The sequence below is a fragment of the Flavobacterium sp. DSR2-3-3 genome, assembly GCF_049896585.1.
Classification (GTDB): domain Bacteria; phylum Bacteroidota; class Bacteroidia; order Flavobacteriales; family Flavobacteriaceae; genus Flavobacterium.
Genome location: NZ_JAFCUP010000018.1, coordinates 1 through 17059, shown reverse-complemented (window position 1 = coordinate 17059; position 17059 = coordinate 1). Strand labels below are relative to the sequence as shown.

12 protein-coding genes, 1 other RNA gene and 1 pseudogene are annotated in these 17059 nt (G+C 35.0%); 6 read left to right on the top strand and 8 right to left on the bottom strand.

The window, feature by feature from the left end; translation table 11 throughout:
- Positions 1-23 precede the first annotated feature (23 nt).
- Positions 24-1961 carry a glucosamine-6-phosphate deaminase gene (gene nagB, locus ACP7AQ_RS15785; RefSeq protein ID WP_426096131.1) on the bottom strand — a complete coding sequence of 646 codons (1938 nt, stop codon included), beginning with the start codon at positions 1959-1961 and terminating at the stop codon, positions 24-26.
- Between the two features lie 350 nt (positions 1962-2311).
- Between nagB and ACP7AQ_RS15780 the strand changes: the two genes are divergently transcribed.
- Entirely contained in the window at positions 2312-3973 is a 1662-nt protein-coding gene (locus ACP7AQ_RS15780) for an MFS transporter (RefSeq protein WP_426096130.1), read from the top strand.
- A 112-nt stretch (positions 3974-4085) separates the two neighbouring features.
- Here the strand turns inward: ACP7AQ_RS15780 and fsa are convergent, their stop codons facing one another.
- From fsa to ffs, 3 genes are all read right to left on the bottom strand, one after another.
- Positions 4086-4742 (bottom strand): fructose-6-phosphate aldolase, encoded by a 657-nt coding sequence (gene fsa, locus ACP7AQ_RS15775; RefSeq protein WP_091206595.1) that lies wholly within the window; start codon positions 4740-4742, stop codon positions 4086-4088.
- Between the two features lie 139 nt (positions 4743-4881).
- Complete coding sequence (locus ACP7AQ_RS15770) at positions 4882-5685, bottom strand: SDR family oxidoreductase (RefSeq protein WP_426092041.1); 804 nt, start codon at positions 5683-5685, stop codon at positions 4882-4884.
- An 81-nt stretch (positions 5686-5766) separates the two neighbouring features.
- An RNA gene (gene ffs / locus ACP7AQ_RS15765) (signal recognition particle sRNA small type) lies at positions 5767-5864 on the bottom strand.
- Between the two features lie 87 nt (positions 5865-5951).
- On the opposite strand from ffs, the gene ACP7AQ_RS15760 reads away from it, so the two are divergent.
- The gene (locus ACP7AQ_RS15760; protein WP_426092042.1) at positions 5952-7025 is read left to right on the top strand and encodes a glutaminyl-peptide cyclotransferase; all 1074 of its coding nucleotides are present in this window, start codon (positions 5952-5954) and stop codon (positions 7023-7025) included.
- A gap of 12 nt (positions 7026-7037) precedes the next feature.
- Positions 7038-8276 (top strand): imidazolonepropionase, encoded by a 1239-nt coding sequence (gene hutI / locus ACP7AQ_RS15755; protein WP_426092043.1) that lies wholly within the window; start codon positions 7038-7040, stop codon positions 8274-8276.
- A gap of 193 nt (positions 8277-8469) precedes the next feature.
- Here hutI and ACP7AQ_RS15750 read toward each other — a convergent pair whose 3' ends face one another.
- Positions 8470-8619 (bottom strand): hypothetical protein, encoded by a 150-nt coding sequence (locus tag ACP7AQ_RS15750; RefSeq protein ID WP_426092044.1) that lies wholly within the window; start codon positions 8617-8619, stop codon positions 8470-8472.
- Between the two features lie 465 nt (positions 8620-9084).
- Between ACP7AQ_RS15750 and ACP7AQ_RS15745 the strand changes: the two genes are divergently transcribed.
- The 3 genes from ACP7AQ_RS15745 to ACP7AQ_RS15735 all read left to right on the top strand — a co-directional run bounded on the left by ACP7AQ_RS15745 (position 9085) and on the right by ACP7AQ_RS15735 (position 14818).
- A complete protein-coding gene (locus ACP7AQ_RS15745) occupies positions 9085-9624 on the top strand; it encodes an IS1096 element passenger TnpR family protein (RefSeq protein ID WP_426092045.1) in 540 nt (179 codons plus the stop codon).
- A gap of 89 nt (positions 9625-9713) precedes the next feature.
- Positions 9714-10772, top strand: a complete 1059-nt coding sequence (locus tag ACP7AQ_RS15740) for a nucleoid-associated protein (protein ID WP_426092046.1) — start codon at positions 9714-9716, stop codon at positions 10770-10772.
- A gap of 311 nt (positions 10773-11083) precedes the next feature.
- On the top strand, positions 11084-14818 hold the full coding sequence (locus tag ACP7AQ_RS15735) for a metallophosphoesterase (RefSeq protein ID WP_426092047.1): 3735 nt from the start codon (positions 11084-11086) through the stop codon (positions 14816-14818).
- On the opposite strand, the gene ACP7AQ_RS15730 is transcribed toward ACP7AQ_RS15735, so the two are convergent.
- From ACP7AQ_RS15730 to ACP7AQ_RS15720, 3 genes and pseudogenes are all read right to left on the bottom strand, one after another.
- Positions 14801-15676: a hypothetical protein gene (locus tag ACP7AQ_RS15730; RefSeq protein ID WP_426096129.1), complete on the bottom strand. Its 876-nt coding sequence runs from the start codon at positions 15674-15676 to the stop codon at positions 14801-14803. The genes ACP7AQ_RS15735 and ACP7AQ_RS15730 overlap by 18 nt on opposite strands.
- A gap of 54 nt (positions 15677-15730) precedes the next feature.
- The gene (locus ACP7AQ_RS15725; protein WP_426064852.1) at positions 15731-16795 is read right to left on the bottom strand and encodes a hypothetical protein; all 1065 of its coding nucleotides are present in this window, start codon (positions 16793-16795) and stop codon (positions 15731-15733) included.
- 152 nt (positions 16796-16947) lie between these two features.
- Positions 16948-17059: pseudogene (locus ACP7AQ_RS15720) on the bottom strand (IS30 family transposase); the annotation flags it as partial.

The following is a 17059-nucleotide window of genomic DNA, read 5'->3' as shown; positions in this document are numbered from 1 at the left end:
GTTTACAGGTCTTCAATATATTCTTAATAGTCAAAACGTTTAAAAGCTTCGATGGCTTCATACTCTGCCAATCCTAAATCATCATACAATTTTGCAGTATGTTTATTGCGGTCTTCGGCACGCACCCAAAATTCTCTGGAATCATTACCTTGAAACATCACGCGGTCTTTTTGCGATTGATGGTACAAAATAGCGTGTCGTTTTAACATTACTTCCTCCGGACTTAACGGAACGGCCATGTCTATTTCATGTATTCCCCACTCATGCCATGCGCCGCGGTATAACCATAGCCAACAATCATTCATAAACGGTTGTGGTTTTAAATCGGCCATTGCCGCAAAAATAGCGTTAAGGCAAACTTCATGCGTTCCGTGCGGATCCGCAAGATCACCGGCCGCAAAAACCTGATGCGGTTTTATTTTTTCTATAATCGCTTTTATAATAGCGATATCTTCCGCATGGATTGGGTTTTTCTTTATTAGCCCCGTCTCATAAAAAGGCATATCCAGAAAATGGATATTCGATTCATTCAATCCAATGTACCGCACTGCTGCGTACGATTCTCTGCGTCTGATAAGTCCTTTTAGCTTTCTAACTTCTGGGGAATCCATTTGATTTTCTGATTTATTATTCAAAAAATTAATAACCGATTGAAAATCAATTTTTGTCGCTTCAGTGTCAACAAAATCATTACAAACTTCCGCAAATTTCAGAGCTTCTTCATCTGTAACAGCGATATTACCTGAGGTTTGATACACGACATGAATATCATGTCCTTGTCGTATCAATTTAGAAAAAGTTCCTCCCATCGAAATCACATCATCATCCGGATGCGGACTAAAAAGGATAATTCGCTTCTTTGCGGGATTTGCTCTTTCAGGTCTATTGGTATCATCCGTATTGGGCTTTCCTCCCGGCCATCCCGTTATGGTGTGTTGCAATACATTGAACATATTAATATTCAAATCGTATGCAGAACCTTCTAAAGCCAGCAAATCAGACATGCCGTTATTGTTATAATCCCTGTCGGTCAATTTTAGTATGGAGCGATTTGTTTTTAAACACAGCCAAACAATTGCTTTACATTTTAGTTCCAATGTCCAATTGCAATCTTGAACGAGCCATGGTGTTTTGAACCGCGTTAGTTCCGAAGCTGCCGATTGATCTAAAACAAAAGTGGTATTGTCATGATTTTGCAAGAAGGTTGCCGGAATATCAGGACTGCTATCGCCCTGAATAGTTCTCTTTATTATGTCAGCTTTATTTTGGCCCCAAGCCATCAAAACAATTCTTTTGGATTTAAGAATTGTTGAAACACCCATGGTAAGTGCTCTTTTTGGTACACTTTCGATTCCATTAAAATCAGAAGAAGCATCGACTCTTGTAATGTAATCCAAAGTAATTATTCGGGTTCCGGAATTGATGTGAGAACCCGGTTCATTAAAACCTACGTGACCTGTACGACCAATTCCCAGCAATTGAAAATCAAGGCCACCAGCAATTTTTATTTTATTTTCATAATCGATACAATATTGTTTGAGCGCATCAGCTTGCACTGTTCCATCAGGAATATTTATATTTTCCGGTTTAATATCAATGTGATTGAACAAATGCTCGTGCATGAAGTGATGATAACTATGGTGGTTCTCTTTCTTCATGGGATAATACTCATCCAAATTAAAAGCGACTACATTGCTAAAACTAAGGCCGTCTTCTTGATGCATTCGAACCAATTCTTCATATACCTTAATCGGAGAAGAACCAGTTGCCAAACCAAGAATACAAGCTTTGTTTTCGGTTTGTTTGGATTTAATCAATTGAGCAATTTCGTGAGCAACTATTAAAGATGCTTCCGAAGCGTTTTTGAAAATTTTATTATGAATTTTTTCAAATCGTGTTTCCTCAAATTTTCCGGCACTTTCATAACTGATATCCGTTTTTCTTTCTAGATCACTTTTCATATTGCGTTTTTTATACTGATTTATAAAGATAGGTTTTTTTAAAAGAGCAGAGAAAAATCAACACCCTACAATTAAATAATTACTTTTGGATCCCAAAATTTATTGAATCACGGAAATCATAGCCCATTTTTACCAATTTAGAAAATATCAAACCGCATTTCTTATTTCTACTTGTTTTAGAAATAGCAAAATGTTTGAAAAAAAAGCAGGCAAATTCAACAAAAAATGGTTATTCAATAATTATAACAATATTTAGTCTAAATTATTTTTTTTTAATTTACTTAACAAATATATTTACGGTCTTACAGTTATAAAAGTATTTTACAATCATCACTAACCAATTTATACTTATGAATTCAGAACAAACAAAGTCTAACAATTCCGCGCTTTACACGCTCATAACCGTATTTTTCTTTTGGGGTTTTATTGGAGCATCAAACGGGATTTTCATTCCATTTTGCAAAGCTAAATTTGGCTTAGATCAATTTCAAAGTCAACTTATCGATTTTGCTTTTTATGGTGCTTATTACATCGGTGCTTTATTGCTTTTTATTTTTAGCAGCATAGCCAAAAAAGATATCCTAAACGGTTGGGGATTCAAAAAAGGAATTATTTACGGATTATTGATAAGTACTTTTGGGGCTCTGCTTATGATTTTAGCGGTAACACAAGGAAGTTATTTGTTTATTCTTGGTGCATTATTCATTGTAGCACTTGGTTTTTCATTACAACAAACATCGGCACAGCCGTTTGCCGCTTCACTGGGTGAACCACATTCAGCATCAAGCAGGCTGAATCTTGCCGGAGGAATTAATTCATTGGGCACCACAATAGGACCGATAGTGGTTTCTATCGCCTTATTTGGCGTTATTGCTGGTGTAAATATTGAAGAATATGCTAAAAAACCAGATTCATTGGATTCAATGAGAATCCTGTATGTATTTGTTGGAGGGCTGTTTTTATTGGCAGCGGCTTTATTCCATTTTTCTAAAAAGTTACCGGCTGGAAAAAGTGATTCTACTTTTGAAACCGCGAATAAAGCAATGAAAACCCTAATTGCCATCACTGTAATTTTGGTCGCTATTTTTGCCTATATCTTTTCCCGTTACGAGGAACCTGAATTTATCACTCGTTTTATTGAGAATAAAGAAAAGGATTACTTAGGATTAGCCTTAACAGTTTCCACACTTGTAGTGGTTGTTATTGGATTATTCTTTGCAAATACCACGGCTCAAAAAAATCCTGAAGGATGGGGAGCCATGAAATACCCACAATTAGTTTTGGGAATGTTAGCCCTTTTCGCTTACGTAGGTGTCGAAGTAACTATAGGAAGTAACCTTGGTGAATTATTGGTCACCGCTGATTTTGGTTCTATTTCTGGACCTGCTTTAGCGCCTTACATGTCTATGTACTGGGGAAGTTTGATGATCGGACGTTGGGCGGGAGCCATTACAGTTTTCAACCCATCATCACAACTAAAGAAAATTTTACTTATTGTAGTTCCTTATGTAGCTTTTGGAGTGGTATTAGCTGCTAATGCTATTTCCGGACAAGATGTAACGCCTTTATATGCTTATGCATTTGTAATTTTATTTCAAATCGCTGGTTTCTTTTTAGGAAAAGACCAACCGTCTAGAACCTTAATGATTTTTGGTTTAATGGGAATGACAGCCATGCTTATTGGTTTATTCACTACTGGAACAATAGCTATTTTTGCTTTTATGAGCGGTGGATTATTCTTAAGTATTATGTGGCCTTCTATATTCTCATTGGCAATCGCCGGATTAGGAAAATACACGTCTCAAGGTTCTGCCTTCTTGGTAATGATGATTCTGGGTGGTGGAATTATCCCACCGTTACAAGGAAAACTAGCGGATATCATCGGAATTCATGCTTCTTACTTTATTCCAGTTTTATGTTTTGCATTCATAGCATTCTACGGATGGAAAGTAATTGGAATTCTAGAAAAACAAGGAATCGGAAAAGAAATAGAAGTTGGTGGAGCACACTAATTTCAACATAAACTAATCAAAACCAAACTAACAAAAAAACTCCCATTTTGCTAAGCATAATGGGAGTTTTTATTTATACCGAAATCAACAATCGGTGATCTCAATCTTAAATCTATTTATTTCCTTTCTCAAAATCGGCCACAAATTGCGCCAATCCGATATCAGTCAATGGGTGTTTCAACAAACCATATATTGCGGAAAGTGGTCCGGTGATCACATCAGCACCAATTTTCGCACAGTTTACAATGTGCATCGTGTGACGCACTGAAGCAGCAAGAATCTGAGTTTCGTAACCGTAGTTATCATAAATTAATCTTATTTCTTCAATCAAAGCCAAACCGTCTGTAGAAATATCATCTAAACGACCAATAAACGGAGAAACATAAGTAGCTCCCGCTTTAGCAGCCAATAAAGCCTGACCAGCCGAGAATACTAAAGTTACATTTGTTTTTATACCTTTCTCCGAAAAGTATTTAGCAGCCATCACTCCCTCTTTAGTCATCGGCAATTTTACCACGATTTGCTCGTGTAAATCCGCCAACTCTTCACCTTCTTTTATCATTCCGTCGTAATCCAAAGCATTTACTTCGGCACTAACATCACCATCAACAAGATTACAAATGTCAACATAATGTTTCAAAATGTTGTTTTTTCCTGTGATTCCTTCTTTTGCCATTAATGTTGGATTAGTTGTAACACCATCCAAAACGCCCAACGCCTGTGCTTCCTTAATCTGAGCTAAATTAGCCGTGTCAATAAAAAATTTCATATTATCTAATTTAATTGTGTGTTTCTAATTCTTTGGGCGTGACCCAAGGGTCGGGCTTTCCGCTTCAATCTTTTATTTTTAAAGAAAAAATAAAAGGATTTTCACTGCAATCCCTCACGCTCACAAATTTCGTGCAAAATTACAACTTATAATGGTTCATCAGCATTTTTTCATATACTTTATCAGGAAGTATTCGTTTCAAAACAATCGAAAACTTTTGCATAAAAACGCCCACTTTATAATGAATTTTAGGTTCCGGAGTTTGGATTATTTGATACACCGCTTCGGCCATTTTATTCGGATTACTGCCACTGTCCACATGTTCATCCATTGTTTTCAATGTATTTCCGTACGGAGTTTCGTAAGCCGATCCTTTTAGAACCGGAGCATGAAAACGTCCCGACGCAATATTTGTCGCAAAATCACCCGGAGCCACATTGGTAATACGAACACCAAAAGACTTCACTTCCATACGCATCGCTTCTGTTATGAGTTCTAATGCGCCTTTTGAAGCGGAATAAACACTTCGATACGGCAAACCCATATAGCCCGCAATGGAAGTCACATTGATAATTAATCCTGATTTTTGCACTCGCATTTGTGGCAACACTGCTCTCATCACTTCAATTGGGCCAAAAAGATTAGTCTCAAAATTATTCTTTATTTCATGCATCGGAATTTCTTCCAATGGTCCCGTAATCCCAACTCCAGCATTATTAATAACAACATCAAGTTTTCCGGAAGTCGCAATCACTTTGGCAACAGCCGCATGAATCGAATCCGCATCCCGAACATCCAAAGCCACTAAAGGAAAAACCGAATTTAAAATTCGTTCCGGATTTCTGCTGGTTCCATACACAACAAAACCTTTATGATGCAAAAATTCGCCAATAGATTTTCCTATTCCCGAAGAACCTCCTGTAATTAAAACTACTTTTTTCATGATTGTTGATGTTTGCGGTACGAAAGGTCCAAAAATAAAAAAATCCTCCCGAAGGAAGACTACTTTTGTAATAAATAAAAAAAATGGCAAGCGACCTACATCGCACCGCTCAACCACGTACCCTTGCTATGTTCCCATCCTGGGGGAGTCTGCAGGAGCTGGTCGTGTAGGACTTGCCGGTGCAAATATACAATCTTTTTATATTTTTACAAGAGCTTTAATCATTAAAAATAACGTTGTATATTGGGGTATCCAAAATTAAAACTATGAAAAATTATAACTTCCTATCTATCATTTTATTAGGAATCACTTTAGCAAGTTGCAACGAAACAAAAAAAGGTGCTAATACTTTATTCTCCTTTGATAATTCCAAATTTAAAGAACAATATAAACCACAGGAAGCTCTTTCTTTGGAAATTCTGAATTCTAATAGCAAAACTATAGATAGCGTTGTCTATTATGTAAATGACAAAAAAATTGGTTCAAAAAAAGGAGTTGACAAATTAACTTTTGAATTGAAAGAGCAAAAATTGGGCTATCAAAACCTAAAAGCTTTAGTTTTTTATGAAGGGCAAAACGCAGAAGCTACTACAAGAGTAGAATTAGTTTCTAATATTCAGCCAAAATTATTAAATTACACCATCGTAAATACGTATCCGCACGATATTCAAGCGTACACGCAAGGATTAGAATTTTACAGAGATACACTGTATGAAGGAACAGGGAACGGTTCAGGTCCATCAGGAAACAGAGGAATCTCCAGCTTAAGAAAAACAAATTATAAAACGGGAGAAGTTTATAAGAAAGTCGAACTAGCTGACAAATATTTTGGTGAAGGAATTACGATTTTAAACAACAAAGTATACCAACTGACTTGGCAAAATAATGAAGGGTACGTTTACAACGCAGATACTTTCAAAAAAGAAAAAACGTTTAGCTATTTCAAGCCTATTGAAGGTTGGGGATTGACTAATGACGGAAAATATTTATACCAATCCGATGGAACCGAAAAAATTTGGATTATTGACCCGACCACATTTAAAGAAGTAGGTTACTTAAACGTATATTCTTTTGAAACAAAAATAAAAGCAGTCAATGAGCTCGAATGGATTGACGGGAAAATTTATGGAAATGTGTACCAAAAAGATGCTATCGCTGTCATCAATCCGAAAAATGGAGCTGTAGAAGGAATAATCAATCTTGCTGATTTGACTACTAAAATTGTAAAATTAGAGGATACTGACGTTTTAAACGGAATTGCCTACAACCCAAAAACAAAAACCATTTTTGTCACCGGGAAAAATTGGGACAAAATGTTTGAAATCAAAGTTTCTGAATAATTATCAGGTAACATGACTACACTAATCATCAATATTAAAGAGTTGCTTCAGGTCCGGGATTCTTCAATTTTGAAAGTATCAGGTGCTGAAATGGCGGTTCTACCAACAATCAAAAACGCCTATTTGATACTTAAAAATGGAGTTGTTTCTGATTTTGGTTCTATGGAGGATTTGCCCAACGTAAATCCAGAAAAGTGCATTGACGCAGACGGAAAAATGGTTTTACCGTCTTGGTGTGACAGTCATACTCATATTGTTTATGCCGGCAATCGGGAACAGGAATTTGTAGATCGAATCACTGGTTTTACTTATGAAGAAATCGCCAATCGTGGCGGTGGAATTCTAAATTCAGCTAAAAAACTGAACGAAACTTCTGAAGAAGAAATTTACCAACAATCCAAAGTGCGACTAGAGGAAGTCATGCGTTTGGGAACTGGAGCAGTTGAAATCAAATCGGGATACGGATTAACCGTTGACGGTGAATTGAAAATGCTTCGAGTGATTCAGCGATTAGCTCAAAATTATCCAATCACCATAAAAGCAACTTTTCTGGGTGCTCACGCTTTCCCATCGGAATACGCAAAAAACCATCAAGGTTATATCGATTTAATCATCAACAAAATGCTTCCTGAAATTGCTGAAAATAAACTGGCGGATTTTATAGACGTATTTTGTGAAACGGGTTATTTTACTGTTGAAGAAACCCGAGAAATTATGGAAGCCGGAATTAAATTTGGCTTAAAGCCAAAGATTCATGTCAATCAGTTCAACTCCATTGGCGGAATTCAAGCTGGAGTAAAATACAATGCGCTTTCCGTAGATCATCTTGAAATTATGAAGCCGAAAGATATTGAAGCGTTGAAAAATACTGAAACAATGCCTGTTGCATTACCTTCTTGTTCTTATTTTTTGAGTATTCCTTACACTCCAGCACGAGAAATGATCACGGCTGGACTTCCAATTGCGCTCGCAAGCGATTATAATCCTGGTTCTACTCCATCCGGAAACATGAATTTTGTAGTGGCAACTGCATGTATCAAAATGAAAATGACTCCCGAAGAAGCCATAAATGCTGCCACGATAAATGGAGCTTACGCCATGGGAATTTCTGAAACCCACGGAAGTATCACCTTAGGTAAAAAAGCAAATCTAATTATTACGAAACCCATTGATTCTTATTATCAATTACCTTATGCTTTTGGCAGTAATCTGATTGATACCGTAATCATAAAAGGAGAAATTATTTTATAAAAAAATAGGATAAAAGCCTATTCTCTGTGCACATCTCAAAAGAACATACCGCCTTGAATAATTGTGTAAAATTGTTGACGAACAATCCAAAAGTTGTTACGCCGGGTTTTCTTTCAAATAGTTGAAATTTACGCCCAAGCAACCTAGAAATTTGGTATTTACACCATTTTAAGTAAACATTTAAAATGGATTTTCAATTTTGGGTTTCACCTTCTGACTGTTTTATTTGTAATTCTAAGCCTTCTATTTCTTTTGCTGAAAAGCAAATCATTAGTTTTATTTCTTTTTTCGTTGCGTAGCCTATTTGCATGATAAATAACTCGATGCTAATCTCTAAAATCATTAAACATCATTTGTGTACTGCTTTGCCTTGAAATATTCACTTTTTTGTAAACGAAGTAGTTTTTTTATGATTGTGAGAATTTCTTCTAAAATCTGACAGCACTTTTCTATTTAATACAATATAGCAGACTGTAATCTTCCGCTTTTTTAGCGAGGAGTCATTTCTGGTAAATTTTAATTTCCAATCTTTCCTTCTTTCTTCGGCCGTAATAGCATATATTTAATACTACCTAAACGATTCTTGTTTGTAGATTGATTGTCAACTTATGACTATTTTTTCAAAACGAAACCTTATTTTGACAGTTTGCTGACGCATGTCATTCTTCGAAATATGATTCTTAAAAAACTTTCCTATTGTCCTATTGACTATTAATAGATACGCAAAAATCTTATCAACAAATCGAAAATCTGAAATCTAAATCTAAAATTATATTTTACCTTTGAGCTTTCAATAAAAACAAAGATTATGGTATATAAATTTAGAGTGATTCTAGACGCGGAAGAAGATGTTTTTAGAGACATCACAATACTTGAAGACGATACTTTAGAAGATTTACACAATGCTATTTTCAATTCCTTTGGTTTTGACGGAATGGAAGTGGCGTCTTTTTATACTTGTGATGAAACTTGGAACCAAGAAGAGGAAATTTCACTTTTTGATGCCGGAGATGTTCCAGGCGAGCAAAAAATCATGAGCGATTATCAATTATCAGATATTTTAGATAAGGAAAACACTAAAATCTTATACGTTTATGATTTCATCAATATGTGGACTTTCCTTGTAGAACTTGCTGCTATTGAAGATCAGGTGATTGGAAATTTATATCCTGAAACTATTTTTTCTCACGGAGAAATGCCGGACGAAGCGATGGAAAAAAACTTTGAAGCGGATAATGCCGATGATTACCACAGTGGTTTTGAAGATGATTTAGACCAAGATGATTTGGATATGTTTGAAGGCGATGACAGTTTTGAGGACTACGGATTTGAGGAGAATTGGAATTAAAAAACGAGACGATAAAGAATCAAAAGTCACGATAAAAGATCTTTTTTCTATCTTTCATCTTGGTTCTTTTATCTTAAAAAATATAAAACATGATCAACTTATATAATACGCACATCGAGAACTTATCCATACACAGAGTGGGTAATAAAAGTAGAAATGAAGCTATTTTTCTATCGGAACAACCTTTTAGTTTGAACGATGAGATTGTGCCTTTGATGAAAGAATTTTTCTTTAAACCTTTTAGAGAAAAAGAAGAAAATTATTTTCAATTTGCTCATGAAATTGATTTGGATTACAACGACATGTTCAAGTTTGCAACAGAAGTTTTTGATAATCCGGGTGCTATTCATGACGTTTCTAAAAAAATCACGACGCACTTATTTGAGCAGTCCAATCACCCGCATATCAAGAATGGTGAAGTTTATGTTACTTATTTGACAAACGTCAGTATTGATAATAATGTAGTGGACGCGATTGGAATTTTCAAAAGTGAAATTCAAGCTGACTTTTTGCAGTTTGAAGAAAAAGCAACGCACTTGGAAATGATTTTGCAGCAAGGTGTTAGTCTGACTAAGCTGGACAAAGGTTGTATCATCTTTAATTATAAAAAAGAGGAAGGATATAAGATCCTGACTGTTGACAGCAACCGCTACGATGCCAGATATTGGCTGGAACATTTCTTATCAGTAGATGCTTTTGAAGATGAAAACTTCATTACAAAGAAATATTTGAAATTTTGTCAGAATTTCGCTAAAGATGTCGTTTTTCCTGCAGAAGACAAGAAAGAGGAAGTGATGTTCATGAACCGTTCGGTAAACTATTTTGCCAAAAATGATCAATTTGAAGAAACTAATTTCCTAAATGAAGTTTTAGACAACCCAGACTTAATTCCTGAGTTCAAAAATTACAAAATTGACAAAGGCGAAAAATACAGCATTGAAGATGTAACTTCTTTTCCTATTGCAAATGCAGCAGTTTCTGATGCCAGAAAATCAATCAAAAACGTCATAAATTTAGACACACACATCCAAATTAAAATGGATTTCATCAATCCTGAAAGCGCTGAAAAATATGTGGAAAAAGGTTGGGATGAGGAAAAACAAATGTACTATTACTTAGTTTATTTTAATAAAGAGGAAAAAAGTTAAATATCAGTGTTCAGGCGCAGGTTATACATCTATAAATATTTTAATCTCCAATTACGAAAGTAGCTGGAGATTTTTTTTGAATTACAGTTATCGTGTAGTCCCATTTACTCATCAACAAAGATGTAATCTACTGTTTATGAAATATTTATATCATAAAGATATTGTATTGTTTCAAAGGAAGACAAGTAGTGTCTTTTGAGATTAAAATTATAATAACTATGCAAGAAAGAAAGTTTATCTTTGAACAATTTTTCAAAAAAGTTTTTGGCCTGTTCTACTAAATTTATGGACCTATTTTATACAACTAAATTATGAAATTATTTTCGGATAATTGTTTTATTACTTTCAATAAAGCAGGTTTAATAGTACTCTTGTCGGGATTAATGTTGCAGTCATGCGCCACTCATCATGCACAATTTGGACAAAACATCAAAAAACCAACTGCTCTAAAAGCAACAGACAGTTCGCAAATTGCACACACCTTTTATTTAATTGGCGATGCTGGAAATACCAATGAAAAAACGGCACAGCAGATGCTTGGTTCTTTGGGAGACCGATTAAAAAAGGCTTCAAAAAATGCTACTCTTTTATTCCTGGGTGATAATATTTATCCGAAAGGATTGCCCAATACTGAACTTACGAACGAACGAATTATTGCCGAAAGTAAACTGACAAACCAACTGAAATTGTCTAAAAATTTCAAAGGGCAAACTATTTTCATTCCTGGAAATCATGACTGGTACAGCGGAATTGAAGGATTGGGACGTCAGGCTAAATTTGTATCCGAATACCTCAACGATAAAAAGTCGTTCCTTCCCAGAAAAAGTTGTGGTATTGATGATTTAGAAATAAATAAAAATGTAGTGCTAATCACCATTGACAGCCAATGGTTTCTGGAAGATTGGGATGACAGTCCCACTATTAACGATGATTGCACCATCAAAACTCGTGCAGCTTTTTTTGTCGAGCTGGAAAATCTTTTGATTAAAAACCAAGAAAAAATAGTCGTTTTAGCACTGCATCATCCATTAATGAGCAATGGCTCTCACGGAGGACAATTTTCAGTGGAGAAACAACTTTTCCCTTTAGAACAAAAAATTCCACTTCCAGTTTTAGGTTCGTTAGCTAATTTTTTCCGAAAAACAACTGGAGCAAGTCCTCAAGATATTCAAAATAAACAATACACCATTTTTATTAAAAGAGTAAAAACCATATTGCAAAATCAAGATAATGTTATTGTTGTTTCAGGTCATGACCACAATTTACAATACATTGAAAAAGATAATATCAAACAAATTATCAGTGGTGCTGGTTCTAAATCAGAGGCTGCAAAAGCAATTTACCCTAATGATTTTTCTTATGGCCGCAATGGATATGCCACATTAGCTGTTTATGAAAATGGTTCTGCAAAAGTTTCTTTTTACGGCAAGGAAAATGACAAAGAAAAACTGATTTATGAGCAATTGGTATTGGATCAAAAAGACGATTACATAACCAAAGTATTCCCAACCACATTTCCTAAAACGACCACTGCCAGCATTTATACAACGAAACAAACCCAAAAATCGGTATTTTATAAATTCTTTTTTGGAAATCATTTTCGAAAATATTACAGCCTCCCGATAGCGGCAAAAACAACTACCATAGATACCCTTTTTGGAGGACTGCAACCCAAACGTTCTGGAGGCGGTAATCAGTCAAATTCATTACAACTTATTGACAAAAAAGGGAAGGAATATGTGATGCATGCCATGAAAAAAAGCACTACGCGTTTCCTGCAAACAGTAGCTTTCAAAAATCAGTTTATCCAAGACGAATTTGAAGATACCTACGCTGAAGATCTTTTATCTGATTTTTACACCACTGCACACCCTTACACTCCGTTTGCTGTTGGGAATTTAGCAGCAAAAATTGGCGTAGCGCATACTAACCCAGCACTGTATTATATTCCAAAACATAGAGCACTAAAAAATTTTAATGCAAATTTTGGAGATGAATTGTACCTTGTTGAAGAACGACCAACGGACAGCCAAATTAGCGTGAAAAGTTTTGGAAATCCAATTGCCATTATCAGCACGGAAGACGTTATCAAAAATCTTCACAAAGACGAAAAATATTCGGTTGATGAAAGTGCCTATATCAAAGCTCGACTGTTCGACATGCTTGTAGGAGATTGGGACAGACATGAAGATCAATGGAGCTGGGGCGAATATAAGGTAGGTGAAAAAGTAATTTACAAACCTATTCCGCAAGACCGAGATCAGGCGTTTCCGAAGTATGACGGTGCGTTGCTGTTTGTTTTAATGAAAAAGGCACAATTGCGTCACATGCAACCTTTTAAAGAAAAAATGTCAAATGTCAAATTGATGAACCGGGAACCTTATCCCCTAGATCTCGCTTTTATAAAAATTGCCGATGAAAACGAGTGGATTAAACAAGCAAAATATATTCAGGAAAACTTATCGGATGCAGCTATTGATGGTGCGTTTACTAATTTGCCAAAAGAAGTTCAGGACGAGACAATCAGTGATATCAAACGCAAACTGAAACTAAGACGAAATGAATTGCATCGTTCTGCCGCAACGTATTATTCCGTGTTGCAACACACTGTTTTGCTTGTTGGAACGGATAAAAAAGACAAATTTGTCATTCAAAACAACGAAAAAAATAAGCTTAAAATTCAAGTGTATCGTATAAAAAGCAGTGGTGAAGAATTGCAATACATTAAGAATTTCACCGCGAAAAAAACAAAAAAAATATGGATTTACGGCCTGGATGATGATGATATTTTTGAAGTAATAGGAGCTACAAAATCAGGAATTAAAGTGCGATTAATTGGAGGTCAAAATGAAGATTCGTATGTTGTTGAAAATGGCAGAAAAATAAAAATCCATGATTTTAAATCAAAAAACAACACGTACACATTAGATTCTAAAACCAAACTTTTATTATCTGATGATTATGAAACGAATTTGTACGATTATAAAAAACCAAAATACAATTCCTTTTCAGCGCTGCCTAATATTGGTTTTAATCCTGATGACGGTATCAAATTAGGAATTGTCAGTGGTTATGTTGTTAATGACTTTAAACAAAATCCTTACACCCAAAAACACAGTTTGAAAGCCAATTATTTTTTTGCCACAAAAGGGTATGAACTTATTTACACTGGTAATTTTCCTAAATTATTTGGCAAATGGGATTTAGATTTTGAAAGCCGATTCACGAGTCCGAATTTTACCATTAATTATTTTGGATACGGAAATGAGACTATAAATCATGATGATACTTTTGGAATGGATTTCAATCGCGTTCGCATCAAAATGCTGAAAGTTATGCCATCCATAAAAAAAGTTGGAAAGTACGGAAGTGCAATTCATTTTCAAACTAGTTTTGAAAGAATCACCGTCGAAGAAACGATGAATCGATTTGTAGACATTTCTGCCAATATAAATCCTGCTGTTTTTGAAAACCAACAATTTGCAGGAGCAACCTTAAAATACAGTTTTGAAAATTACGATGTTCCCTCCTTCCCGACTATGGGTATGGGTTTTTCTATTGCTGGTACGTGGAAAATGAATTTAGAAGATACTAGAAGAAATTTTCCGGCAATAGAAAGTAAAATTAATTTCAACCATAAAATTGATGCCAACGGAAAACTAGTTTTAGCCACTATCCTGAGAGGAAAAATGGTATTGAACAACAATTTTGATTTTTACCAAGGTGCCAACTTAGGTGGTGACTATGATTTGAGAGGTTTTAGAAATGAACGCTTTTTAGGGAATCAATCTTTTTACCAGAGTAGTGATGTACGCTGGAATTTGGGCAAAATTAAGCGAAGCATCATACCCATGTCATACGGAATCTTAGGTGGTTTTGATTACGGTAGGGTTTGGTTAAAAGGCGAAAATTCCGAAAAATGGCATCAGTCTATTGGTGGAGGAGTATGGCTCAACGGACTAAATGCGCTAACGGCACGACTGACTTATTTTAAAAGTGCCGGTGAAGACGCGAGAATTGCTTTTGGTTTAGGATTTGGATTTTAACATTTTTATAGTGACTTCATAGACATTTCCTCCGACACTTTTGGTTCTTTCATCGGCAATCAACAAACGCTCATTATCGATGAAGCAAGCCGCTTCTTTTTGGGAAAAATGATTCAATTCTAACACTGTTTTTGTTCCATTTAAAAATTGATCTTTTTGAAAGTTTTCAAATAAAATGAGATTATCATGCGTTAACAAAGCAACTTTTGTTTCATTGGGGCTTATCGTTGCACTTGTAATAGCGCAATGATTGTACGCGCTACAGGTTTTGAATTCCTCCATTAAAACGGCTTGATGAAAACCGGGCGTATTGGGAATTTTATACAAAAATGCGGTTCCGTCAAACCCTTTACTACGGTTTTTAGTAAAAAGATAAAAATTGTTTTTAAACTCAAAAAAACCTTCCACGTCATAAAACATTTTGGTTTTTTTGGGAGGAAAATTTTTTTGCTCCGGATAGACAAATGAGACTTTGTAAACCGGATTTGTACTTTCAGCAGTTAATGCGTTTTTATCGATTTTATAAATAGTCAAATCCGTTCGTTCATTATCATTGTTGCCAAAATCTCCAATATACAGATTTCCTTCGACGTCTTTTGTAATGTCCTCCCAATCGATATTCGCCGTGTTTTCAATGGTAATCGTTTTCTCGATTTGGCCATTCGAATCTATCCCATAAATTGCATTGGTATTCCCATGGTCTTCCAAAGTCCAAAGTAAATTAGTATTTGGAGTATATACTATTCCGGAAACTTCCTTTAGTTTATTGGGCAGCGCATAAAGTGTTGTTAAAGAATCTGATTCTTGCTGACAAGCAAAAAGTATAAAAACAACTAAAAAGGAGGAATATTTACTCATGTTATTTATAGTACAATTTATTTCTGAAGAGGTATCATTCAAATGTAAGGTCTTTTAAATTTTTCTTTTGAATAAGGTACTGCTTTTAAAATTTCGGGTAATAAATTCAAAGGCTGCACTCATGATATTTCCCATTGATTTTGCCTTTTTAAAATTCAAATCATTAGTATAACGGTAAAGTTCCATCTGTAATTGTTTCAAATGAGATTCTGGCGAAAGTTCATCTTCACCCATAATTTCCAATAATCTATTGATTCTGTTTTCAGCCGACAGAATTCTTTTGGCCAGCACTGATCGTTCCTCATCTTTGTATTGTTCGATAGAACTGTTTTGAAGTTTATCTTTGACCAATTTAACCATCGGATAATTTTCTTTAAAAAACTGAGGACGATACACTTTGAAATTCCCTTCGTAACACTGTTGATCAAAATCGATGGCGCGTATTTTATAAACGACATGATCAAAATCATGTGTAGGAACGATCACATAATTATAGGAACGCATATCGCCCAATAATCGAATCATACAGCGCTCATTGAACTTTACAAATTCTTTGGCTATTTGCGATTTTTCCGTTTCGGTACAATCCGCCAGCAAGGTTTTTATGAAAACGTCTCCCGGAATTCCCATGATATGTTCTTCTATCAAAGTGTCTTGGTACACTAAAAAATTTATTTTATCGGGTGAAAGTATGTGTTCCAGCTCTAACCCATAAACGCGGGAAGCATCCGCTTTCTTGATGTAAAAATGGGTGTAATTGTCATTAAGAATATTTCTGACTTTTATTCGGAAAGGCTTGGAATTTCCAAAAGTGCAGTAATCAATAGCATCTACATTTAGGAATTTAATAATTCCCAAATTTCCATCAGAATGCAACAGCGAGTAGATTTTTTTTAGATTTAAATCTATCTCTTCCCTTTCATACTCATTATAATAGACTCTAATCCACAAGGTGTCCTCATCGTTTTTATCATACACCGTTACAGAGCCTGCAAAGCGTAATAAATCATCGTAAAAAACAGAAACTTTAGATAATCGATCAAATCGTTCTAAGTACTCCAAAAGGGAATCATTTATAGGATATGATGGTTTTTTGAAAAGCATTATTGGCTCACTCATTTGGCAAAATTTAATACAAAATTACAATAAATTAAGCTGTTGGATTGGAATAGTTTAGAAATATAAAGTTCCATATACCAGAACAATTCTTAGAGGAAAATATTTAAAATTTATGCATAACAAGGTTAATGAGCTAATTTAAAAAGCAGGATTCAAGTTATAAATGCAACTTTTTGATTAAACATAAAATTAGGTGTTTCAAAATTAAATCTTTTTCTTGGTCTATTGTTTAATTTCTCTTGTATTTCTATAATTCTCTCTGGA

Bases quoted from the DNA above. Each gene is read 5' to 3' on its own strand.
- nagB (WP_426096131.1), bottom strand. From the start codon at position 1,961: ATGAAAAGTGATCTAGAAAGAAAAACGGATATCAGTTATGAAAGTGCC.
- ACP7AQ_RS15780 (WP_426096130.1), top strand. From the start codon at position 2,312: ATGAATTCAGAACAAACAAAGTCTAACAATTCCGCGCTTTACACGCTC.
- fsa (WP_091206595.1), bottom strand. From the start codon at position 4,742: ATGAAATTTTTTATTGACACGGCTAATTTAGCTCAGATTAAGGAAGCA.
- ACP7AQ_RS15770 (WP_426092041.1), bottom strand. From the start codon at position 5,685: ATGAAAAAAGTAGTTTTAATTACAGGAGGTTCTTCGGGAATAGGAAAA.
- ACP7AQ_RS15760 (WP_426092042.1), top strand. From the start codon at position 5,952: ATGAAAAATTATAACTTCCTATCTATCATTTTATTAGGAATCACTTTA.
- hutI (WP_426092043.1), top strand. From the start codon at position 7,038: ATGACTACACTAATCATCAATATTAAAGAGTTGCTTCAGGTCCGGGAT.
- ACP7AQ_RS15750 (WP_426092044.1), bottom strand. From the start codon at position 8,619: ATGATTTTAGAGATTAGCATCGAGTTATTTATCATGCAAATAGGCTAC.
- ACP7AQ_RS15745 (WP_426092045.1), top strand. From the start codon at position 9,085: ATGGTATATAAATTTAGAGTGATTCTAGACGCGGAAGAAGATGTTTTT.
- ACP7AQ_RS15740 (WP_426092046.1), top strand. From the start codon at position 9,714: ATGATCAACTTATATAATACGCACATCGAGAACTTATCCATACACAGA.
- ACP7AQ_RS15735 (WP_426092047.1), top strand. From the start codon at position 11,084: ATGAAATTATTTTCGGATAATTGTTTTATTACTTTCAATAAAGCAGGT.
- ACP7AQ_RS15730 (WP_426096129.1), bottom strand. From the start codon at position 15,676: ATGAGTAAATATTCCTCCTTTTTAGTTGTTTTTATACTTTTTGCTTGT.
- ACP7AQ_RS15725 (WP_426064852.1), bottom strand. From the start codon at position 16,795: ATGAGTGAGCCAATAATGCTTTTCAAAAAACCATCATATCCTATAAAT.